Origin of the sequence: Aeromonas sp. 75A (assembly GCF_051919425.1) — a bacterium.
GTDB classification, from domain to species: domain Bacteria; phylum Pseudomonadota; class Gammaproteobacteria; order Enterobacterales; family Aeromonadaceae; genus Aeromonas; species Aeromonas veronii.
Map to the genome: position 1 here is coordinate 3,061,295 of NZ_JBQBES010000002.1, position 22,172 is coordinate 3,083,466.

The 22,172-nt window shown below is 58.8% G+C and carries 19 protein-coding genes and 2 pseudogenes; 12 read left to right on the forward strand and 9 right to left on the reverse strand.

Features of this window, described 5'->3' with window-relative positions; all coding sequences use genetic code 11:
• Positions 1-10 precede the first annotated feature (10 nt).
• Positions 11-1,188, reverse strand: a pseudogene (locus ACTG2T_RS14330) (PLP-dependent aminotransferase family protein).
• 349 nt (positions 1,189-1,537) lie between these two features.
• Between ACTG2T_RS14330 and trmB the strand changes: the two are divergent.
• The 6 genes from trmB (at position 1,538) to ACTG2T_RS14360 (ending at position 5,982) form a co-directional block, all read left to right on the forward strand.
• Entirely contained in the window at positions 1,538-2,251 is a 714-nt protein-coding gene (trmB, locus tag ACTG2T_RS14335) for a tRNA (guanosine(46)-N7)-methyltransferase TrmB (protein WP_124928700.1), read from the forward strand.
• A 48-nt stretch (positions 2,252-2,299) separates the two neighbouring features.
• Positions 2,300-2,632, forward strand: a complete 333-nt coding sequence (locus tag ACTG2T_RS14340; protein ID WP_005348158.1) for a YggL family protein — start codon at positions 2,300-2,302, stop codon at positions 2,630-2,632.
• Positions 2,633-2,754: 122 nt separating this feature from the next.
• The gene (glsB, locus tag ACTG2T_RS14345) at positions 2,755-3,675 is read left to right on the forward strand and encodes a glutaminase B (protein ID WP_005348151.1); all 921 of its coding nucleotides are present in this window, start codon (positions 2,755-2,757) and stop codon (positions 3,673-3,675) included.
• Between the two features lie 29 nt (positions 3,676-3,704).
• Positions 3,705-5,000: a sulfurtransferase gene (locus ACTG2T_RS14350; protein WP_064335634.1), complete on the forward strand. Its 1,296-nt coding sequence runs from the start codon at positions 3,705-3,707 to the stop codon at positions 4,998-5,000.
• Between the two features lie 203 nt (positions 5,001-5,203).
• A complete protein-coding gene (locus ACTG2T_RS14355; protein ID WP_330125261.1) occupies positions 5,204-5,413 on the forward strand; it encodes a YgdI/YgdR family lipoprotein in 210 nt (69 codons plus the stop codon).
• A gap of 167 nt (positions 5,414-5,580) precedes the next feature.
• Positions 5,581-5,982, forward strand: a complete 402-nt coding sequence (locus tag ACTG2T_RS14360) for a DUF2541 family protein (protein ID WP_005335217.1) — start codon at positions 5,581-5,583, stop codon at positions 5,980-5,982.
• Positions 5,983-6,065: 83 nt separating this feature from the next.
• Here ACTG2T_RS14360 and mog read toward each other — a convergent pair whose 3' ends face one another.
• Entirely contained in the window at positions 6,066-6,596 is a 531-nt protein-coding gene (mog, locus tag ACTG2T_RS14365) for a molybdopterin adenylyltransferase (RefSeq protein ID WP_005348144.1), read from the reverse strand.
• Positions 6,597-6,989: 393 nt separating this feature from the next.
• Between mog and ACTG2T_RS14370 the strand changes: the two genes are divergently transcribed.
• The 4 genes from ACTG2T_RS14370 (at position 6,990) to folA (ending at position 9,332) form a co-directional block, all read left to right on the forward strand.
• The gene (locus ACTG2T_RS14370; RefSeq protein ID WP_231720113.1) at positions 6,990-7,325 is read left to right on the forward strand and encodes a DUF3135 domain-containing protein; all 336 of its coding nucleotides are present in this window, start codon (positions 6,990-6,992) and stop codon (positions 7,323-7,325) included.
• Positions 7,326-7,560: 235 nt separating this feature from the next.
• Complete coding sequence (locus ACTG2T_RS14375; protein WP_005348133.1) at positions 7,561-8,358, forward strand: threonine/serine exporter family protein; 798 nt, start codon at positions 7,561-7,563, stop codon at positions 8,356-8,358.
• On the forward strand, positions 8,355-8,822 hold the full coding sequence (locus tag ACTG2T_RS14380; RefSeq protein WP_026035076.1) for a threonine/serine exporter family protein: 468 nt from the start codon (positions 8,355-8,357) through the stop codon (positions 8,820-8,822). Before ACTG2T_RS14375 ends, ACTG2T_RS14380 begins: the two co-directional genes overlap by 4 nt.
• An 18-nt stretch (positions 8,823-8,840) precedes the next feature.
• Positions 8,841-9,332: a type 3 dihydrofolate reductase gene (gene folA / locus ACTG2T_RS14385; RefSeq protein WP_330125260.1), complete on the forward strand. Its 492-nt coding sequence runs from the start codon at positions 8,841-8,843 to the stop codon at positions 9,330-9,332.
• A gap of 78 nt (positions 9,333-9,410) precedes the next feature.
• Here folA and ACTG2T_RS14390 read toward each other — a convergent pair whose 3' ends face one another.
• The 5 genes and pseudogenes from ACTG2T_RS14390 to prfB form a co-directional block, all read right to left on the reverse strand.
• Positions 9,411-10,205: a phosphoadenylyl-sulfate reductase gene (locus ACTG2T_RS14390; protein ID WP_330125259.1), complete on the reverse strand. Its 795-nt coding sequence runs from the start codon at positions 10,203-10,205 to the stop codon at positions 9,411-9,413.
• The gene (cysI, locus tag ACTG2T_RS14395; protein ID WP_330125258.1) at positions 10,195-11,919 is read right to left on the reverse strand and encodes an assimilatory sulfite reductase (NADPH) hemoprotein subunit; all 1,725 of its coding nucleotides are present in this window, start codon (positions 11,917-11,919) and stop codon (positions 10,195-10,197) included. Before cysI ends, ACTG2T_RS14390 begins: the two co-directional genes overlap by 11 nt.
• Positions 11,919-13,708: pseudogene (locus tag ACTG2T_RS14400) on the reverse strand (assimilatory sulfite reductase (NADPH) flavoprotein subunit). The gene cysI and the pseudogene ACTG2T_RS14400 overlap by 1 nt, the downstream one beginning before the upstream one ends.
• 226 nt (positions 13,709-13,934) lie before the next feature.
• The gene (gene lysS, locus ACTG2T_RS14405; RefSeq protein ID WP_005335201.1) at positions 13,935-15,470 is read right to left on the reverse strand and encodes a lysine--tRNA ligase; all 1,536 of its coding nucleotides are present in this window, start codon (positions 15,468-15,470) and stop codon (positions 13,935-13,937) included.
• Positions 15,471-15,486: 16 nt separating this feature from the next.
• Positions 15,487-16,585, reverse strand: a protein-coding gene (prfB, locus tag ACTG2T_RS14410; RefSeq protein ID WP_330125257.1) for a peptide chain release factor 2 whose coding sequence is annotated in 2 segments (ribosomal slippage) — positions 15,487-16,509 and positions 16,511-16,585 — 1,098 coding nt in all. Because the reading frame shifts where the segments join, the coding sequence is not laid out codon by codon here.
• A gap of 256 nt (positions 16,586-16,841) precedes the next feature.
• Here prfB and ACTG2T_RS14415 point away from each other — a divergent pair.
• Positions 16,842-18,713 (forward strand): methyl-accepting chemotaxis protein, encoded by a 1,872-nt coding sequence (locus ACTG2T_RS14415; protein ID WP_330125267.1) that lies wholly within the window; start codon positions 16,842-16,844, stop codon positions 18,711-18,713.
• A gap of 240 nt (positions 18,714-18,953) precedes the next feature.
• Here ACTG2T_RS14415 and gltS read toward each other — a convergent pair whose 3' ends face one another.
• Positions 18,954-20,153 carry a sodium/glutamate symporter gene (gltS, locus tag ACTG2T_RS14420; RefSeq protein WP_005348115.1) on the reverse strand — a complete coding sequence of 400 codons (1,200 nt, stop codon included), beginning with the start codon at positions 20,151-20,153 and terminating at the stop codon, positions 18,954-18,956.
• 446 nt (positions 20,154-20,599) lie between these two features.
• Here gltS and ansA point away from each other — a divergent pair, with 446 nt between their 5' ends.
• The gene (ansA, locus tag ACTG2T_RS14425; RefSeq protein WP_021229726.1) at positions 20,600-21,607 is read left to right on the forward strand and encodes an asparaginase; all 1,008 of its coding nucleotides are present in this window, start codon (positions 20,600-20,602) and stop codon (positions 21,605-21,607) included.
• Between the two features lie 251 nt (positions 21,608-21,858).
• Here the strand turns inward: ansA and ACTG2T_RS14430 are convergent, their stop codons facing one another.
• Positions 21,859-22,152: a YeaC family protein gene (locus ACTG2T_RS14430; protein ID WP_042061025.1), complete on the reverse strand. Its 294-nt coding sequence runs from the start codon at positions 22,150-22,152 to the stop codon at positions 21,859-21,861.
• Between the last annotated feature and the right edge of the window lie 20 nt (positions 22,153-22,172).

Below are 22,172 nucleotides of genomic sequence, written 5' to 3' on the forward strand. Positions count from 1 at the left end.
TGTCTGACGATCAGAGCATGCGCTGGAGGGCGCGGGCCAAGCGTTCCCCTCCTCGATGGTCGCTTCATCGACGCAGGAGAAGCTCAGGCGCAGGGTGTTCTTGATCTCGGGGCGTACATAGAAGGGGGCGCCGGGTACGAAGGCCACCTTCTCCTTGATCGCCTCATCAAACAGCGCCATGGCACTGATGTGGGCTGGCAGAGTCAGCCAGAGGAACATGCCCCCTTCCGGTCGGGTGTAGCTGACGCCGGGCGGGCAGTGACGGGCCAACGCGGCCTCCATGGCAGCGCGCTGGCGGCCATAGACCTCCTTGATCTTCTCCAAGTGAGCGTCGAGGGAGTTGTCGGTCAGGAAGCGGTGCAGCACCTGCTGGCTGAAGGCGTTGCTGTGCAGATCGGTCGCCTGCTTGGCGATGGTCACCTTCTTGCGCAGCCACTCCGGCATCACCATCCAGCCGAGCCGGAAGGCGGGCACCACGGTTTTGGAGAAGGAGCCGAGCAGCACGGTATTGTTTGGCGCCAGCTTGGCGATGGGGGGGAGATGTTCCCCTTCGAAACGCAGCTCGCCGTAGGGATCATCTTCCACCATCAACAGCTCGTGGCGCACCAGTCGCTCGGCCAGTGCCTCGCGGTTGGCACGGCTGTAGGAGACACCGCTCGGGTTCTGGAAGTTGGGCACGCCGTAGAGCAGCTTGGCATTGGATCCGCTTGCCAGCAGCGCATCCAGCGCCGCCAGATCCAGACCCTCTTCTTCAAGGGTGATCGGCTTGAAGGTGGGCTGGTAGACAGAAAAAGCCTGAATGGCGCCAAGGTAACCCGGCTCTTCGATGATGAGATCCTGCCCCTCGTCGATCAGCACCTTGCCCAGCAGATCCAGCGCTTGCTGGGAGCCGCTGGTGATGAGGATGTTGTCCGGATTGATCTGCATGCCGTGGCGGGCCAGATAGCGGTCGGCAATATACTGGCGCAGCGGGGCGAAGCCTTCGGTCGCCGCATATTGCAGGGCGGCAGCCCCCTGTTCGCGCAGCACATCCTGACAGGCCTGATCGATCGCCTTGACCGGAAACAGGTGGGGATTGGGCAGGCCACCGGCGAAGGAGATGATCTCCGGATTGGCGGCAACTTTGAGGATTTCACGGATAAAGGAAGGTTCAACCTTCTCGAAGCGCTGGGCAAAAAACGGCTGCATAGACAATTCTCTCGGCATGTGGGCGGTCGCTCCATTCGACCGCCAGGTTATCCGTTTGTATCAGATTTCAGAAATGAGGCAATGATTGTCACAAAAATCGCCAAAAAAGGGCTGGAACGACTCTGCTGCGGATTATATTGGACGGTTAGTCGGTATGGTGATGCCAGTGAGGGGGCAGGGAAGTGGATGGCCGGAATATTTGTTGCGCGAAACACTTGCGCCTTGGGCCTATCTTGGGATAATTCGCTCCCCTGTTTTCGCGGGTCGATGAAATGCCGAGCCGCGAGCGGTCCCGCTCGGGATCGGACACAAGATGTATTACCCGGATTGATGAAATAACGAGACCATTATGCCTGTGACCCAAGATGTATTTAACGAAGACGGCAAGTTCATGCGCAAGATCCGCAGCTTTGTCCGTCGCGAAGGCCGCCTGACCAAAGGGCAGGAGAAGGCCCTGGAAGAGCTCTGGCCGGTCATGGGCATCGATTTCGAGCCAAAGCAGCTCGATCTGGTCGCACTGTTTGGCCGTGAAGCACCTGTGGTGCTGGAGATCGGCTTTGGTATGGGCGCCTCTCTGGTGGAGATGGCCAAGAATGCCCCCGAGAAGAACTTCATCGGCATCGAAGTGCACTCCCCGGGCGTGGGTGCCTGTCTGGGCACCGCTCAGGAAGCGGGCGTCACCAATCTGAAAGTGATCTGCCACGATGCGGTGGAAGTGCTGGAGCACATGATCCCGAACGGTTCACTCTCCTGCCTGCAGCTCTTCTTCCCGGATCCCTGGCACAAGAGCCGTCACCACAAGCGCCGCATCGTACAGCCTGCATTTGCCCAGGATATTCGCCAGAAGCTGGCCATCGGTGGCGTGTTCCACATGGCGACCGACTGGGAAAACTATGCCGAGCATATGCTGGAAGTGATGAGCGCCGCCGAGGGTTACGAGAACACCTCTTCCACCGGCAACTGGGTGCCTCGTCCGGACTGGCGTCCGCTGACCAAATTTGAACAACGCGGCCACCGTCTGGGCCACGGGGTTTGGGATCTGATTTTCAAGCGTGTCAGCTAAGCTGGCACGTCAACACACCTAGCGTATCAACTAACTTGAGGAGCTATCATGGCCAATCGTAGCCGCCGCCTGCGCAAGAAACTGCGCGTCGATGAATTCCAGGAAATGGGTTTCGACATCAGTTTCAACTTCCCGGTCGGCACTGCCGAAGAGACCATCGATGCGGTAGTCGATGCGATGATCGATGAGGTTGTTGAACCCCGTAAACTGGCTTTTGCCGGCTCCGGTCACCTGGCCTGGGAAGGGATGATCTGCACCCAGCAACTGGGCAAGTGTACCGAAGAAGACCGCGCTGCCGTCAAATCCTGGCTGGAAGGCAAGGGGATGGAAGCCGTGGTCGTTACCGAGCTGTTCGACCTCTGGTACGGTGAACCGGCCTGATACAAGGCTGCCGCATCTGGCGCCTTGTTGTGGGTAACTGAAAAATCCCGCCGCTGGCGGGATTTTTGTCAGTGGGGATGGGATCTCCACCGCTGTTTTAGTCATGGAATCGCTTATTGCTTATGGTGTTGTCATCCGAATTACTGGCCAGCATCCTTGAAGAGGTGCGCCCGTTGCTGGGACAAGGCAAGGTGGCCGACTACATTCCGGCACTGGCTCAGGTACCGGCCGATCGGCTTGGTATTGCAGTCTGTACCGTCGAGGGGGAGCTGTTCACCGCCGGTGACGCTTTTGAACCCTTCTCCATCCAGAGTATCTCCAAGGCCCTGAGCCTGACCCTGGCACTCACTCTCTATCAGGAGGAGGAGATCTGGGCCCGGGTTGGCAAGGAGCCCTCCGGCCAGCCCTTCAACTCGCTGGTTCAGCTCGAGTTCGAGCAGGGGATCCCCCGCAACCCCTTTATCAATGCCGGGGCGCTGGTGGTGAGCGATCTGCTGGAGACACGCCTCACTGCGCCCCGTCAGCGTACCCTCGAGCTGGTGCGCCGACTCTCGGGCAACCCAGCCATCATGGCGGATCAGGTGGTCGCCCGCTCCGAATATCAGCACTCTGCCCGCAACGCCGCCATCGCCTATCTGATGAAGGCCTATGGCAACTTCGAGAACGAAGTGGACAAGGTGCTGCAAAGCTACTTCAATGCCTGTGCCATTCGCATGAGCTGCGTCGATCTGGCGCGGGCATTCATCTATCTGGCCAACCGTGGTGTGCCACTGGGCGAGAGCGTGCCGCTGCTGCCCGCCCGCACCACCAAACAGGTCAACGCCTTGCTCGCCACCTGCGGTCTCTATGATGAGGCGGGCGATTTTGCCTATCGGGTCGGCATGCCGGGCAAATCGGGTGTCGGCGGCGGTATCATCGCCCTGATCCCGGGCGAGCTCTGCGTCTGTGTCTGGTCGCCCGAGCTCAACAAAGCCGGCAACTCGCTGGCGGGCACGGCGGCGCTGGAGCTGCTGGCCGAGCGGCTGGGTCGCTCCATTTTTTAACCTTGTTCACTATGAATCGAGAAATCACCATGAAACGACATCTTCGCTTCCTGCAGGCCGCGCTGGCGACCTTACTGCTCTGGTGTGCCCTGCCCGCTGTGGCAGGGGAGTTGCCACCGCTCTCGCTGGCCGATGCCAAGGCCAAACAGGCTGTCATCCTGGATACTCGCGCCAGCTACTTCTATCAGGGGTGGCCGATGGAAGGGGAGAAGCAGGGCGGCCATGTGGCGGGCGCCGAGAACCTCTCTGCCGAGTGGAAATACAGCGATGAAGAGTGGCCAAAGGCCCTCGAAATCAAGGGACTGAAGGCCGATCGTCCGGTTGCCCTCTACGGTGCGTCCCGCGAAGTGGCTGAGGTGGCCCGTCTGCTGCGCAAGCAGGGGATCAAGCAGCTGTTCGAGCTGCAAGGGTGGCAAGCCGCACCGCGCGAGTCGCTGGCACGCTGGCAGCAGCTGGTCTATCCGCGCTGGTTGGCGGATCTGCAAGAGGGCAAGCCGGTCGCCGCAGCGCCCAAGGGTGACTGGAAGTTGTTTGAAGTGGATTGGGGTTCACCCAAGGCCTACCTCATCAGCCACATCCCGGGGGCAGGTTATATCGATACCAACAGCCTCGAAGAGGAGCCGCTGTGGAACAAGGTCTCTGACGAAGCGCTCAAGAAGCTGCTGCTGGATAACGGCATCCGTCACGACACCACCGTCATCCTCTATGGTCGCAACACCATGGCGGCTGCCCGTGCCGCGCATCTGATGATGTATGCGGGGGTGGAAGATGTGCGCCTGCTGGACGGTGGTCTGGATGCCTGGTTTATCCAGCACCTGCGTACCGAAACCGGTCTGCCCAACAAATATGAGCCGGTGAAGGAGTTTGGCGTGGCCATTCCCGCTCACCCCGAGTACTACACCACGCTAAGTCAGGCGAAAGAGCTGCTCAAGAAGCCCGATAGCGCACTGGTCAGCGTGCGTACCTGGGACGAGTTTGTCGGCAACACCTCAGGTTACAGCTACATCAAGCCGAAGGGCGATATCCCGGGGGCCAAGTGGGGTCACGGCGGGGTGGATGCCAACAGCATGAGCGATTTCCACAACCCGGACGGCACCATGAAGCCGGCCCGCGAGATCCTCGCCATGTGGGACCAGTGGAATATCGAGCCAACTCAGCAGGCTGCGTTCTACTGCGGTACCGGCTGGCGCGCCTCCGAGGCCTTCTTCTACGCCTGGCTGATGGACTGGAAACAGATCAGCGTCTACGACGGCGGTTGGTACGAGTGGAGTTCCGATCCCAAGAACCCGACCGTGACCGGTGAGCGCCAGCCCGCCAAGTCATGATTGCGTTCTTGCGCTGAAAAGAAGAGGCCGGACAGAGATGTCCGGCCTTTTTCATTGCGCTCGGCACCCGGCCAGATAACTAGGCTAAGTTGCTGATTATTGACGGCGATCCCGCTTTGCTCATCCCGCCATCCCGTGCCGTGCGATTGAACTAGGCTTCAAGAAACATCCTCGTGGTGAGGATGATCGCAGAAGAGGCCGCAATGAAAAAACTGATGATGATCCTGGTGTGCGCCCTGGGGCTGGAGGCATGCAGCTCCCAATACATTATGAGCACCAAGGATGGCAAGATGATCACCACAGAGAGCAAACCCAAGCTGGACGAGAGCATCGGCATGTATCGCTATTACGATCATGAAGGGCGCGAGGTGATGATCAAGAAAGATGACGTGACCCAAATCATGGAGCGCTAAGCGCTCTCTTGCCGCAAGGGCCGCTATCTGCGGCTCCTCTCATTTTCGCCGAAAATTCGCGCTGTTCCTCTGTTTATCCCCGCACATTCGCAGCAAATTCGGCTGTGATACAGCTTCCGTTATGGTTTAACCCTTATCATCACACTCCATTTTTTATTGGAGGTGTTATGTCCTTGATGTCTATCTGGAATTCCCGTTTTTCTGCACGCAGCTTGCTGGGTGGTGCCTTGCTGGTGGTGGCGTCAGCCAGCCATGCCGGTGACGATCAGTTCACGCTGGGGCGGACTATTTTGCTGGGAGCCGGTGATCATGGTGCGACAATTCCTTTGGTGGTTTGCCGTCAGACCAAATATATCAAGGTGAAGGCGGAGCGTGATTTGACCCTGGATCGGGTGGTGGTGACCTATGGTGGTGATCGTACCAAGACCATTCGTTTCGATCGGGAAATGAGCAGTGATAAAGAGACCGAGTGGAAATCACTGGGCTCGCGCCGTTGTGTGAAAAAAATCGAAGTGTACGGTAATTCAGAGCGCAGCAAAGCGGGCGTAAAAGTATTCGGCCGCAAATAATGGATGCGGTTTTTCTGCGCAGACAGATGAGTTAAAAATAATGGCGAGCCGTGGCTCGCCATTATTTTTTATGGTCGGGTTCGCTATTTTTTCGGCCGAAACGGCTTGATGACAGTTTCATCGCACTCGAGATACGGCCCTTCCATCAAATCGATGCAGTAGGGGATGGCAGGGAAAACTGCATCCAGACATTCGCGGATTGATTTGGGCTTGCCCGGCAGATTGACGATCAGGGTATCGTCGCGCAGCCCAGCAGTCTGGCGCGACAGAATGGCTGTCGGCACAAATTTGAGGGATTCGGCCCGCATCAGCTCGCCAAAGCCCGGCATCATGCGATCACATACCGCCTCGGTCGCTTCCGGCGTGACATCACGCTTGGCCGGGCCGGTGCCGCCTGTGGTGACGATGAGACAACACTGCTCCTCATCCGCCAGCCGGATCAGGGTCGCTTCAATCTGCTCCTGCTCATCGGGGATCACCTGATAGACAGGTTCCCACTCCGAGGTCAGATAGGCGTTCAGGGTGTCGATGATAGCCTTGCCGGAGAGGTCTTCATAGATGCCCGCGCTGGCACGATCGCTGACGGTGACGATACCGATTTTTGCCTTGCTCATGGTCTGCTCTTGAATGTCCGATAAAAGTGGCAATTAAAATAACATAATCAGTGAGATATGTTAAACCGTCAGGAGATGACGCGGGTCGGTGAGGGACGAATAAAGTGTCGAATGAAGCAAAATAAGGCCACCCGGATTTTTATTTGCAATAAAAAACAGAAAATCACAACCTAAAATGTATAAGTGTTTTATCTCGCATGAATTAAAAACAATCGCTTGTTTCCAAACACAATTAAAATAGATAGACACCCTCGTAGTGACCATTGTCCGGTTTAGTCGCCAGTGGATGGATTGAACCCTTTTTAGCCGCGTCGTATATACAGATTTATATGGCTGGGACGTGATGGTGTGGTACCGCAGTGTGTTGCCAGCAATAGTCGCCAAGGAGGGCATATGGAATTGCCTGATTTTGACACCCTGAAGGAGTTGGCTGCGAGTGAGCCCTCCCGGCTGGATGCGATTCTGGAGCAGCAGATCGACCAGTTGATGGCCCGTGCGAGCCCCGATCAGCAGCGCCGTCTGCGCGGGTTGCAGTTCAAGATTGATGGTCAGCGTCGTCTGGCGAAAAACAATCTTGATAGCTGTATCCGGATTACAAACATGATGCGGGAATCTTTTTATTTGATGCGCAGCGAAATGAGCCAGTTCAGAGAAGAGGGGGACCCTCCGTCTGAAAGCGATGGCAGTGGTAAAATAATCCATCTGGCGGACTATCGACGTCGCAAATAATCTACAATAACCCCCTTGGTTGATATTTCAGCCAAATCGGTGAGGCCATGATAAAGGGAATTGCTGGCGACCTGATTGTTATGGTTTTTAATGTTAGTCGTAATGTATTTGTGATGTGATCTCTTTTCTCCTTCTTGTAATAACTAATTAGTCAGGTTGTGATAGGGGTGGATGAATAACAGTAAAAGTTAGGCTAATATGGCCGAAATTTTTATTGCTACGACTCGAAGGGATTATGAGAAGTATCACACCAAGACGGGTGTTGTCGCGGGAGCAACAGACAGAGATCACCCGCATTATCGTCAAGGTGGGTCAGATGTTGGCCCAGTTTGGGGCGGAGAGCCGGATCATCGAGCAGACCACGGTGCGGTTGGGGATGGCGCTGGGGCTGGAGAGTGTCGAAATGGCCATCTCTTCCAGTGCCATCGTGCTCACCAGCCTCTATCAGGGGGGCTGTGTTACCACTACCCGGCGGGTGCGTGAACATGGCATCAACATGCAGGTGGTGTGCGAGATCCAGCGGATCTGCATCATGGCAGAAAAAGAGCTGATCGGTGCCCGTGAAGTGCGCCAGCGCCTCGAGGCCATCGTCCCCTTTCACTATCACCCTTGGCTGGTGGTCCCCATGGTGGGGCTCTCTTGCGGCGCCTTCAGCCTGTTGTTTGGTGGTGACTGGCCTATCTTCCTGGTGACCTGTTTCTCGTCTGCCGTGGCGATGCGGGTGCGCCAGCTGATGGCCCGCCATCACCATAGCCCGCTCATCAACTTTGCCGCCACCGGCTTTATCGCTACCTTGCTCTCCTCCAGCGCCACCTTCTTTAACTGGGGTGACCAGCCCTATCTCGCCATGGCGGCCAGCGTGCTGCTGCTGGTGCCGGGCTTTCCGCTGATCAATGCGGTCTCCGACATGGTGAAGGGCTACTTCAACATGGGGCTGGCCCGCTGGGGGACCGCGACCTTGCTGACCATCAGCGCCGCCATAGGTATCATTTTGGCCATGTCGGTCACCGGGATCTGGGGGTGGAAAGTATGATGGATTTGCTCTGGCTACTGGCCAAGGATGCCTTCTGGTCCTCCATCCCGGCGGTGGGGTTTGCCATGCTGTTCAACGTGCCGCCACGGATGCTGAAGTATTGCGCCATGGGCGGCGCGCTGGCCCACAGCCTGCGTACCCTGCTGATCCACTATGGTATGCCCATCGAGTGGGCGACGCTGGCTGCGGCGACCACGGTCGGCTTTGTCTGCGTCTACTGGTCTCGCCGTCTGCTGGCGCCGCGTCCGGTGTTCAGCGTTGCCTCCATCATTCCGATGATCCCGGGCAGTTATGCGTTCAAGACCATGATTGCGGTGGTAGAGCTCAACATCAATGGCGTGACCATGGAGTTGATCCAGAGTGCGGTGGAGAACGGCCTCAAGGCGCTCTTTATCGTCGGTGCCCTCAGTTTCGGTTTGGCGATCCCCTCTCTGGTCGTGTACCGTAACCGCCCCATAATCTGACAGACGGTGAGAGGCCCCATGAAGATTTCCATGATTGCCGCCATGGCCCACGACAGGGTGATCGGCAAGGACAACCAGATGCCCTGGCATCTGCCTGCCGATCTGGCTCACTTCAAGCGTGTCACCCTCGGTAAACCGGTATTGATGGGGCGCAAAACCTTCGAATCCATCGGACGACCGCTGCCCGGACGGCGCAATCTGGTGATCAGCCGCAATCCCGGCTATCAGGCCGAGGGCATTGAGGTGGTGGGCTCCGTCGAGGCGGCGCTGGCTCTTTTGGCAGGTAGCTCGGTGGGGGAGTTGATGGTGATCGGTGGTGGTCATCTCTATGCCGAGATGTTGCCGAGTGCGGATTGTCTCTATCTGACGCAAATCGATCTGACGGTGGAGGGAGATACCCGTTTCCCTGCTTTTGACGATGGCCAGTGGCAACGCATTGCGTGCGAGAGCCACCCTGCCGATGAGAAGAACCCGCATCCCTATAGCTTCGAGACCTGGCAGCGCCGCTGACGGGCGAATGCTAATGGGCAAATAACAACAAGGGCATCTTCGGATGCCCTTGTTGTTCTGATGGATTTCAAGACTGGATTAGATGCCTGAGCCGTCGTTCTCGCCATTTTCCTCGTGCAAACCGCACTCGCGCTTGAGGCCGAAGAAACGTGTCTGCTCCTCGCTCATGCCCGGCTCCCACTTGGCGGTGGTGTGGACATCGCCCACCGAGAGATAACCCTGTTCCCACAGCGGATGGTAGGGGAGGTCGAACTCCTTGAAGTAGTAGAAGACGTCCTTGTTGCTCCAGTCGATCACCGGCAGGAACTTGAAGCGGCCGCGCTGGATGCCGAGCACCGGCAGCTTGCCACGGCTGCCGGACTGCTCCCGGCGCAGGCCGGAGAACCAGGTCTGGGCCCCCAGCTCGCGCAGGGCGCGGTCCATCGGCTCCACCTTGTTGAGCTGGTTGTAGCGGGTGATCCCCTCCACCCCCTGCTCCCACAGGAGACCGAAGCGAGCCTCCTGCCAGGCAGGGCTGAGCTCGGCCCGGTAGATCTTCAGGTTGAGCGCGAGGCGCTCGGTCAGCTCGTCGATGAAACGGTAGGTCTCCGGGAACAGATAACCGGTATCGGTCAGCACTACCGGCACGTCGGCCCGCTCGTGGCTCACCAGATGGAGCATCAGCGCCGCCTGAATGCCGAAGCTGGATGACAGCACATGCTCCCCCGGCAGATTTGCCAGAGCCCAGCGCACCCGCTCGGGGGCACTCATGGTATCCAGCTCCCGGTTGAGGGGCGCGAGTGCCTCGACTTGCTCCTCACGGCCGAGGGCCAGCAGTGCCTGCAGGTCAAGGCGGCCATCTTCAGTGACATTAAGCGGCAGATTAAGCGGCATAGAAGTCCCTCGCAGAGTCGATAACGGGGGCAATCACCCCAACCCGGATCACGAAGTCGCCGAAGCACTCACCCTGATTGCGCTCTTTGGCCCAGCGGCCGATCAGCGCGTCCAGTTCGGCCAGGATCTGCGGCTCGGTAATGTTCTCGAGGTGCAGGCGCGGAATGCGGGTGCCCTCCAGGTTGCCCCCCAGATGAAGGTTGTAGCGGCCAGGCGCCTTGCCCACCAGACCTACTTCCGCCAGCATGGCGCGGCCACAGCCGTTGGGGCAGCCGGTGACCCGGAAGATGATGGCGTCATCTGCCAGCCCATGTTTGGTGAGCAAGCCCTCGATGTCGGTGACAAACGCCGGCAGCATGCGCTCCGCCTCGGCCATCGCCAGCGGGCAGGTGGGCAGGGCCACACAAGCCATGGACTGCTTGCGCTGCTCGCTCACGCCGTCATCCAGCAGGCCATATTGGCGCGCCAGCCCTTCGATGCGGGCTTTCTCGCTGGCAGGTACCCCGGCGATGATCAGGTTCTGGTTGGCGGTCAGGCGAAAATCCCCCTGATGCACCCTGGCGATCTCCAGCATGCCAGTTTTGAGCGGCTTGCCCGGGAAGTCCAGCAGGCGGCCATTCTCGATAAACAGGGTGAGGTGGTGCTTGCCGTCGATCCCCTCGACCCAACCGAAGCGATCGCCACGGCTGGTGAACTCATAGGGGCGAACCGGCCCGAACTGGATGCCGGCGCGGCTCTCCACCTCGGCCTTGAAGGCTTCGACGCCGACGCGCTCAAGGGTGTACTTGGTCTTGGCGTTCTTGCGGTTGACCCGGTTGCCCCAGTCGCGCTGGGTGCTGACGACGGCGGCCGCCACCTCCAGCACGTGAGAGAGCGGAATAAAGCCAAAGTCGCTCGCCTTGCGCGGGTAGGTGCTGGTGTCGCCGTGGGTCATGGCCAGACCCCCGCCCACCAGCACGTTGAAGCCCACCAGCTTGCCACCTTCGGCAATCGCCACGAAGTTGAGGTCGTTGGCGTGGATATCCACATCGTTGTGAGGCGGGATCACCACAGTGGTCTTGAATTTGCGCGGCAGGTAGTTGGAGCCCAGGATCGGCTCCTCGTCCTGCCCCAGTTTTTCACCGTCCAGCCAGATTTCCACGTAGGCGCGGGTCTTGGGCAGCAGGTGTTCGGATATCTTCTTGGCCCACTCGTAGGCCTCCTGATGCAGCTCGGACTCCACCGGATTGCTGGTGCAGAGTACGTTGCGGTTCACGTCGCCGGCTGTGGCTATGCTGTCGATGCCGGTGCTGTTGAGGGTCTGGTGCATCAGCTTGATGTCGCGCTTCAATACCCCGTGGAACTGGAAGGTCTGACGGGTGGTCAGACGGATGCTGCCGTAGAGGCTGTGCTCTTCGGCGAACTTGTCGATGATCTGCCACTGGGCCGGGGTGATGATCCCACCCGGTAGGCGGGCACGCAGCATGACGTTGTGCAGCGGCTCCAGCTTCTGGGCGGCGCGCTCCGGGCGGATGTCGCGGTCATCCTGCTGGTACATGCCGTGAAAGCGGATCAGCTGGAAGTTGTCGCCGTTAAAGCCGCCGGTGAGCGGGTCCTGCAGATCTTGCTCTATGGTGCCGCGCAGGAAGTTGCTCTCGCGCTTGAGGCGCTCGTTGTCGGCCAGCGGCCCTTCGACCGGTCCCGCTTTTGGGTGAGAAAGAGGTTGTTTGCTCATCAATAGACATCCCTTTGATAACGTTTGGCACGACGCAATTCGCTCAAATACTCTTCTGCTTCCTCACGGCTCTTGTGGCCGTGTTCGGCAATCACTTCCAGCAGGGCCTCCTGTACATCCTTGGCCATCTTGTTGGCGTCACCACACACATAGAAGTGAGCACCTGCTTCCAGCCACTGATAGAGCTCAAGCCCTGCCTCGCGCAGACGGTCCTGCACATAAATCTTGTTGGCCTGATCCCGGCTGAAGGCTAGCGAGATCTTCGACAGCAGCCCCGATTTCACATAACGCTGCCACTCCACCTGATAGAGGAAATCCTGGGTAAAGTGGGGGTTGCCGAAGAAGAGCCAGTTCTTGCCTTCCGCGCCCTGAGCTTCCCGCTCCTGCATAAAGGCGCGGAACGGGGCGATGCCGGTGCCCGGGCCCACCATGATGACGGGGGTGTCGGGGTTTTGCGGCAGGCGGAAGTTGTCGTTGTGCTCGACGAATACCCGTACCTCGCCATCCTCAATCAGCCGATCCGCCAGATAGGAGGAGGCGGCGCCAGAGCGCACTGTGCCATCTTCCTGCGGGTAGCGCACCACGCCGACGGTCAGGTGCACCTCCTCTTCCACTTCGCTCTGGGCGGAGGCGATGGAGTAGAGGCGCGGGGTGAGGGGTCGCAGCAGGCTGACCAGCTGCTCGGCCGTGAGCGCGGTGGGGAAGCGTTTCAGTACATCCACCACCTGAGCGGAGGCCACCAGTGCATTGACCTGGGCCTTGTCGCCTGCCAGGTCTTTCAGCGCTGCGTTGTCCGATATGTCAGCGAGTCCTGTGATAAAGCCGCCGTGCAGCCGGGTCAGTTCGAAGTGACTGGACAATGCGGCGCGCAGGGAGCCGTGGGCCGTGGCTTCATCGCCGGAGAGGCCGGTCAGGGCCAGCACTTCATTAACCAGTTCTGCATCGTTGTCGAACCAGACACCGAGGGCATCCCCCGGCTGATAGGTGAGGCCGGAGTCGGCCAGATTGATCTCGATATGGCGGATATCCTTGGTGGAATCCCGGCCGGTGATCTTCTGATTGACCGACAGGCTGGCAGGGAAGGGGTTCTCCTTGCTGTATTGGCTGTGGCCAACCGCCTGCTGCACCGCGCTGGCTACGCTGTTGCTGGCCGCTCCGGTAGAGAGGGTTGCGGTGATGGCGTTGAGTGCCTGTTCGCCCCAACTCTTGGCCGCATCCTGATAATCCACATCGAGGCTCGCGAGCTCATAAATCCGCTCGGCCCCTGCTTTGGCGAGGAAGTCGTCAAAATCTTTGCCGGTCTGGCAGAAAAATTCGTAGGAGCTGTCACCCAGCCCCAGCACGGCGAACTTGAGCCCGTCCAGCTTGCCAATCTTGCCTTTTTTAAGCTGCTCGAACAGATCGACGGCGCTCTCCGGCGGTTCACCCTCCCCGTAAGTGCTCACTACCACCAGCAGGTGACTCTCTTTCTTGAGCTGCTTGGGTTTGTAGTCGGCCATCGACGAAAGGGTGACGGGGAGGCCGCGGGCCTCGGCCTGCGCCTTGATGGCAGTGGCGACCCCTTTGGCGTTGCCAGTCTGGGAGCCGTAGAGAATGGTCAGGCTGCCGCTGGGCACAGCCACGGCGGCGCTGGCTGCAACGCTCTGCTGACCGGTCTGGGAGAGGCCGTAGAGATATCCGCTCACCCAGGCCAGTTGCTGGGTATTGAGGGTCGAGAGTACCTGACCCAGCTGACGTTGCTGCTCGTCAGAGAGGGGGAGAGGTTGAATGGGGAATCCTTCAATTGCATCACACGCGTCTTCCATGGTCTGATTTTTGGCCAGATTAAAGGGCGTGTTGGATAACAACAAAGAATAAAAATATCTTCTTTATTCCATTATTGAATTTTGAAAGTGATTTTGCGGTAAAGGAGATAGAAAAACGCCCCGCAGTTGCGGGGCGTGTTTATTGGCTATCACGCTCGGGATTGACCCAAGGGATTTAGCTGACTTCTGTGGGCCTTATTTCTGCGGATCTTACTTTTGTGGACGTAAGGCCGGGAACAGAATGACGTCACGGATGGTGTGGCTGTTGGTGAACAGCATTACCAGACGGTCGATACCGATGCCCTGACCGGCAGTCGGCGGCAGGCCGTGTTCCAGTGCGGTGACAAAGTCGGCGTCGTAGAACATGGCTTCGTCGTCGCCTGCTTCTTTCTGATCAACCTGATCCTGGAAGCGCTTGGCCTGGTCTTCTGCATCGTTCAGCTCGGAGAAGCCGTTGGCCAGCTCGCGGCCACCGATGAAGAATTCGAAGCGGTCGGTTACGTCCGGGTTCACGTCGTTGCGACGAGCCAGCGGAGAAACGGCAGCCGGGTACTCGGTGATGAAGGTCGGTTGCAGCAGCATGTGCTCCACGGTCTCTTCGAAGATCGCGGTGATCACGTGGCCCAGCTCCCAACCCTTCATCAGCTCGATGTGCAGACGCTTGGCAACGGCCTTGGCGCTCTCGAGGGTAGCCAGATCGTCCAGAGTTACATCCGGGTTGAACTTCAGGATGGACTCGACCATGGTGAGGCGCTGGAACGGCTGACCGAAATCGATGGTCAGGCCCTCTTCGCCCTCTTTGGCGTAACGGATCTTGGTGTCGCCCAGGATGTCCTGCGCCAGGGTGCGCAGCAGCTCTTCGGTCAGGTCCATCAGATCGATGTAGTCGGCGTAGGCCATGTAGAACTCGATCATGGTGAACTCGGGGTTGTGACGCACCGAGATACCTTCGTTACGGAAGTTGCGGTTGATCTCGTAGACACGCTCGAAACCACCGACCACCAGACGCTTCAGATAGAGCTCCGGAGCGATACGCAGGTACATGTCGATGTCCAGCGCATTGTGGTGAGTGACGAACGGACGCGCGGAGGCACCACCCGGGATGACTTGCATCATCGGGGTTTCCACTTCCATGAAGCGCTTTTCATTGAAGAATTTACGGATACCGGCAACCACCTGGGTGCGGATCATGAAGGTCTTGCGGGACTCTTCGTTGGCGATCAGATCCAGGTAGCGCTGGCGGCAGCGAGCTTCCTGGTCGGTCAGGCCTTTGTGCTTCTCGGGCAGCGGACGCAGCGCCTTGGTCAGCAGGCGGATATCGGAAACGTGAACGGAGAGCTCACCGGTCTGGGTCTTGAACAGGGTACCTTCGACACCCACGATGTCGCCCAGATCCCACTTCTTGAACTGCTCGTTGTAGAAACCTTCCGGCAGGTCGTCACGGGTGACGTAGACCTGGATCTTGCCGGCCATGTCCTGCAGGGTGGCGAAAGAAGCCTTGCCCATGATCCGGCGGGTCATGATGCGACCGGCAATCTTCACCCGTTTACCCAGGCTCGTCAGCTCCTCGGCGCTTTTGTCGTCGAACTCTGCGTGCAGATCGCCAGAGAGGCTGTCGCGACGGAAGTCGTTGGGGAAAGGATTACCCTGGGCGCGCAGGGCGGCCAGCTTGGAACGACGCTCGGTCATCTCGTTGTTGAGTTCGAGAGTTTGGTCGACTTCCGGAGTGATGGTTTGTTCAGACATGGTGATTCCTGCTTGTTTACAGACCTGATTTCAGGCTGGCTTCGATAAACTTGTCCAAGTCACCGTCGAGCACCGATTGGGTATTACGGGTTTCGACGCCGGTGCGCAGATCCTTGATACGGGAGTCATCCAGCACATAGGAACGGATCTGGCTGCCCCAACCGATATCAGACTTGGTCTCTTCCAGGGCTTGTTTCTCAGCGTTCTGCTTCTGAATTTCCAGCTCGTAGAGCTTGGCTTTCAGCTGCTTCATACACTGGTCTTTGTTTTTGTGCTGGGAACGGTCGTTCTGGCACTGTACCACGACACCGGTCGGAACGTGGGTAATACGCACCGCGGATTCGGTTCGGTTAACGTGCTGACCACCGGCACCGGAGGCACGGTAGACGTCGATCCGCAGATCCGCCGGGTTGATCTCGATATCGATATCGTCATCGATCTCGGGGTAGACGAACACAGAACAGAAGGAGGTGTGACGGCGGCCACCGGAATCGAACGGGGACTTGCGAACCAGACGGTGTACGCCGGTTTCGGTACGCAGCCAGCCGAACGCATATTCGCCGGTGAACTTGATGGTGGCGGATTTGATACCGGCCACGTCGCCTTCGGAGCATTCAATCAGCTCGGGCTTGTAGCCGTGGGCATCGCCCCAGCGCAGGTACATGCGCAGTACCATGTTGGCCCAATCCTGCGCTTCGGTACCACCGGAGCCGGACTGGATGTCGATATAGCAGTCGGAGCCGTCGTGCTGACCGGAGAACATGCGGTGGAACTCGAGATCCACCAGCTTGGCTTCCAGCTGTTCGGATTCGGCGATGGCTTCGTTGAAGGTCTCTTCGTCTTCCCCTTCCACGGCCAGGCTCACCAGCATCTCGACGTCATCCACGCCCTGGGTCAGGGTGTCGATGGTGCCGACCACGTTTTCCAGCGCAACGCGCTCTTTGCCCAGCGCCTGTGCGCGCTCGGGTTCATTCCATACGTCCGGCTGTTCCAGCTCGGCGTTGACCTCTTCTAGACGCTCTTTCTTGGCGTCATAGTCAAAGGTACCCCCTAAGAAGCTCGGTCCGCTCAGACAGCTCCTTAAGTTTATTTAATACGGGATTAACTTCGAACATCGTGAAAACTCTCAGGGTCGATGTGATTTAAAAACGGGATATTCTAGCCAATTGTGGAAGGAATAAACAGGGTTGCCTTGGCTTGTGCGGCTCATGCCGTCAATTTCTGGTGCACTTTTCTCCACCTCGGTAGAAAATATCGCCCGCCGACCCATTTTCAGGTTCAGTTTTGGCCATTCGGGTCGCTAATGACTACGTGTAGTGTTGTGCAATTTAGGGAAAAACCCGCTCCTCACCTCAATAAGAAGAACACATGATGAAAAACCTGTCACTCAAGCAGAAGATACTGTTGTCAGTGGTGATCGCCCTTTCGTTGGTGATTTTGTTGCTCTCCTGGCAGAGCTATAGCAGCCAGAAGTCCCTGTTGCTGCAAGGCAGCCAGGAGCAGTTGCAACGGCTGGGTACCCAGCAAGCCGAGCGTGTCAGCGACTGGCTCGCCGCCCGTCGCGACGTGATCCAGGCGCTCGGCAACAAAGCCGGTGCCGAACCCCTGAATGCCTTGCAACAGGCACAAGTTTCCGGCCGTTTCCAGCTCACCTATTTCGGTGAGAGCAGCGGCAAGATGAATGACTCCGATCCCTCCATCAACCGCGATGGCTACGACCCGCGCTCCCGTGGCTGGTATCAGGAGGCGATGAGCAAAGGTGGCCTGATTGTCACCAAACCCTATCTCGATGTGGCTTACAACATCATGGTGGTGACCCTGGCCCAGCCGGTTTCTGGCGGGGTCGTCGGTGGTGACCTCTCCATTGCCTCGCTGGTGGAAGACGTGACCAAGATGCAGCTGCCTGCCGACGGTTTCGCCATCATGATGCACAAGGATGGCACCATCATCGCCTACAAGGATGCCGCCAAGGCGATGAAACCGGCCAGCGAGATCGACAACGATCTGACCAATGCGCTGATCGAGCAGAGCAAGGCGAGCAAGGATCTGGTTCCGGCCTATTTCGACAACGAAGGTCGCGACAAGCTGCTGTGGGCGGTTGATATCCCCGACACAGACTGGGAACTGGTACTGGTGCTGGACAAGGCCGCGCTGGAAGCGCCGCTCTCCTCCCTGCTGATGACCCAGCTGGGGATGGCGCTACTGGTGCTGGTGGGTAGCATCCTCGCTATCTCCTGGCTGGTCAGCATGCTGCTTGGCCCGCTCACCAAGGTATCCCAGGCACTGGCTCGCATTGCCGATGGTAACGGCGATCTGACCCAGCGCATCAAGATCGACGCCAACGACGAAGTGGGCCAACTGGCCAACAGCTTCAACCGTTTCGTCGGCAGCCAGCATCAGCTGATCGGCAATATCCGTCAGCTGGCCAACGAGCTGAACGCCGATGCCGAGCGCAGTCTGGTGACCAACCAGGCCGCGGTGGACGAGCTGCAGCGTCAGCAGCAGGAGGTGACCATGGTCGCCACGGCGGTCACCGAGATGGCGAGCGCCACCATGGAGATCGCCGGCAACGCCGAGAACACCGCCGCCGCTGCCCAGCAATCTGCCCAGAGCAGTGAGCAGGGCAAGATGCTGGTCAACAAGACCCGCCAGTCCATCAATGGTCTGGCTGAAGAGGTGGGGCAGGCGACCGAGGTGATCGGTGAGCTGAGCCGCCACGCGCAGGCGATCACCAGCATTCTCTCCACCATTCAGGGGATTGCCGAGCAGACCAACCTGCTGGCGTTGAACGCGGCCATCGAAGCGGCTCGCGCCGGTGAGCAGGGGCGTGGTTTTGCGGTGGTCGCTGACGAGGTGCGGGTGCTGTCGCGCCGTACTCAGGACTCCACCCAGCAGATCCAGTCCACCATCGAGACCCTGCAACAGACCACTGCCCGCGCGGTGAGCCTGATGCAGACCAGTCAGGGGCTGGCGGACAACAGCGTGCAGGATGCCGATCAGGCGGTGCGTGCGCTGGAAGAGATCACCAGCGCCATCTCCCTCATCTCCGACATGGCGGGTCAGATCGCCACTGCTGCCGAGGAGCAGACCCAGGTGACCGGCGAGATCACCCAGAACACCACCGCCATCAAGGATGTGAGTGACGAGATCACCGCCGCTGCCATGCGCGATCTGGATCAGGCACACAGCCTTAAAGGGCGTGCTGCTGACCTGAACCAGCAGGTGTCGACCTTTATCCTGTAAGGTGCACGTCCCGGTCTGTTCCGGCTGAGATAAACAAGCCCCGCCCTCTGTCGAGTGCGGGGCTTTTTGTTGTTTGGAGGAGTGCGGGATGTGGGGATTCCGGGTTTTCTGAGTTGCTCGCGGGCCACCTTGGTGGCGGATGCGAGCCCCGGCTCTGCCTGCGTCAGTTGGCGAGTAGAGAACAAACAAAGAGCCCACCGAAAGGTGGGCTCTGCTCATATACGTCTGACTGAAAGGGAATTACAGGAACGGCATCGCCATAAACAGCTTGATCACCATGGCGTTGATGATGTCGATAAAGAAGGCGCCCACCATGGGCACCACCAGAAACGCCAGGTGGGAGGGACCGAAGCGCTGGGTAATGGCCTGCATGTTGGCAATCGCGGTCGGGGTGGCCCCCAGGCCAAAGCCGCAGTGACCTGCCGCCAGCACGGCCGCATCGTAATTTTTGCCCATCACCCGGAAGGTGACGAAGATGGCGTAGAGCGCCATCGCCACTGTCTGGGCGGCCAGCAGAATGAAGATGGGCAGGGCCAGGCTGGCCAGATCCCACAATTTCAGGCTCATCAGTGCCATGGCGAGGAACAGCGACAGGCTGACGTTGCCCAGCAGGGAGACCTCGCGATCGCTCACCTCATGCCAGTTCAGCAGGGTCAGGACGTTGCGCAGCAGCACGCCGACAAACAGCACGCAGACAAAGATCGGCAGCTCGAAGGCGCCCCCTTTGAGGGAAGCAGAGAGCAGCTCGCCACCCTTGAGGCTGATGGCGATCAATGCCAGCGTTTCGATAACGCTGAAAGTGGTGAGGGGGCGCTCCATATCCGGCATTTCGAAGCCCTGGGGGGCCTCATCCTGATTGTGCTCCTCACCGGGCACCTGCACTTTCTTCACCAGATAGCGGGCGACCGGGCCGCCAATCAGGCCGCCCAGCACCAGACCGAAGGTGGCACAGGCGATGGCGAGCTCAGCGGCGGATTGCACGCCGTACTTCTCGGAGAAGGTGGCACTCCAGGCAGCACCGGTGCCGTGGCCGCCGGAGAGAGTGATGGAGCCGGCCAGCAGCCCCATGTGGGGATCCAGACCGAGCAGGGTCGCCAGACCGACACCCAGACTGTTCTGCACCAGCAGCAGGCCGGTGACCACCATCAGGAAGGTAACCACCGCCTTGCCGCCGCGTTTCAGGCTGGCGAGATCGGCGGAGAGACCGATGGAGGCGAAGAAGGCCAGCATCAGCGGGGTTTGCAGGCTGGTATCAAATTGCAGCTCCATCTGCAGGGTGGAGCGCAGCAGCAGCAGTACCAGCGCGACCACCAGGCCGCCGGCTACCGGTTTGGGGATGTTGAAGGTACGCAGCAGCCCGACTCGGGTAACCAACACCCGGCCAAGCAGCAATACCAGAGTGGCAGCGACCAGCGTTGCGTAGGAATCAAGTTGTAACATTCAGTACTCCCATGTTGATTGGCTGTGTCTTTCATAGCAAAAGACTTACAGATTCAGCCGGGATGAAAACAGTGTGGCTTATGTGCCAGCAAAGAAGGGGAAACATCTCCCCGCCCCAGGAAAGATGGGGCTTGTGCGGGCCTGAAATGCTCAGGCATCCAGATGAGATTTTAGTAAAATCCGGCGGATTGTAGCAAAAAGCATCGTTTAATTCCATCTTTGTCGTATTAATGCTCGTTTTAGTGGTTTATTGTGACATTTAACACTATGTGGGTAGAGGGCAGAAAAGCCGAAAAGGGTGCATGGAACGGCTGTCATTTGGGGCGCCAGTCTCTATAATTCGCCGGTTTCCGCTGCACGCAGAGGCGCTGGCGGGCGTTGACATTGTGGTTCACTCCGACATGGTTCATGTTTTGGCGGTGTTCACTTCATCAAGAGGAGAGGGTGTGAAGAAGTCTATCTACATTGCCTACACAGGCGGCACCATTGGGATGCAGCGTTCCGATCACGGCTACGTGCCGATGGCGGGCTTTATGGAAGACTGTCTGGCGCGGATGCCCGAGTTTCACCGCCCCGAGATGCCGGATTACCATATCCACGAATATGCGCCCCTCATCGACTCCTCCGACATGACCCCGGCGGACTGGCAGCGTATCGCCGAGGATATTCGCGACAACTACGAGAAATACGATGGTTTCGTGATCCTGCATGGCACCGACACCATGTCGTTCACCGCCTCGGCGCTCTCCTTCATGCTGGAAGATCTGCACAAGCCGGTCATCATCACCGGTTCCCAGATCCCGCTGGCCGAGTTGCGCTCCGACGGTCAGCAGAACCTGCTCAACGCCCTCTATATCGCGGCCAACTACCCGATCCACGAGGTGACGCTGTTCTTCAATAACCAGCTCTATCGCGGCAACCGTAGCAAGAAGGTGCACGCCGATGGCTTCCACGCCTTCGACTCCCCCAACTATCCGCCGCTGCTCAATGCCGGGATCGCCATCTCGCTGGAAGCGGGCGAGTTGGGCGTGTCCTCCGCGCGGCCGCTGGTGTTGCACGACATCACCCCCCAGCCCATCGGCGTGGTGACCCTCTATCCGGGGATCTCCAGCGAGGTGATCGCCAACATCCTGCAACAGCCGGTGAAGGCGCTGATCCTGCTGTCGTTCGGGGTCGGCAATGCGCCGCAGAACCCGGCCATGCTGGCGCTGCTCTCCGAGGCTTCGGCCCGCGGCGTCATCATCGTCAACCTGAGCCAGTGCCTGCACGGCAAGGTCAATATGGGGGGCTATGCTACCGGCAACGCCCTGTCGCGGGCCGGGGTGATCTCGGGCTTTGACATGACCGCCGAAGCGGCGCTCACCAAGCTGCACTTCCTGCTGAGCCAGGACTTGCCCTCCCACCGCATTCGCGAGTTGATGCAGCAGTCCCTGCGTGGGGAGCTGACGCCCTGAGAAACTGTCCGCGACCTTACTGCGAAGCCGTGATCAAGGCTCATGTGCTGCTCGCTTGTTTGTGACCAAGAGTGCTCATGTATGCGTATACACTCCGGTTCCTGCGCTGCTCTTCACCTTGCTGACGTCTTCTCGCTACAGGTCGTGAACAGCTTCTGACCTCCCTACCATGGGGAGAGTGGAAAAAGAGGGGAGCCATTATGGCTCCCCTCTCTAGTTGCGGCCGCAGTTGGTGGACTGCCGGATCAGGTTCAGTGGTTGAGGTCGACCCGCACTATCTCTTCCTCGTCGCGATACTGACGCTTGAGCTCGCTCTTGCTCTTCATCACAATCTCGCCGTCACGACCGATGTTCATGTGCTCGGGGTTGTCGAGATGCATCGCCTGCCAGGCCATCACGGCTTGCAGGGAGGTGGCCTTCTGCTCGTCGGTCAGGGGCTTGCCATCGGGCCACTTGCCCAGCTCGACTGCGGTCTTGAGCCGCTCGTACACCTCTTGTGGCATCTGCCTGATAGCTTGTAAAAACTCACCCTGTTGAAACGACATCCGGCCTCTCCTTGAACTAT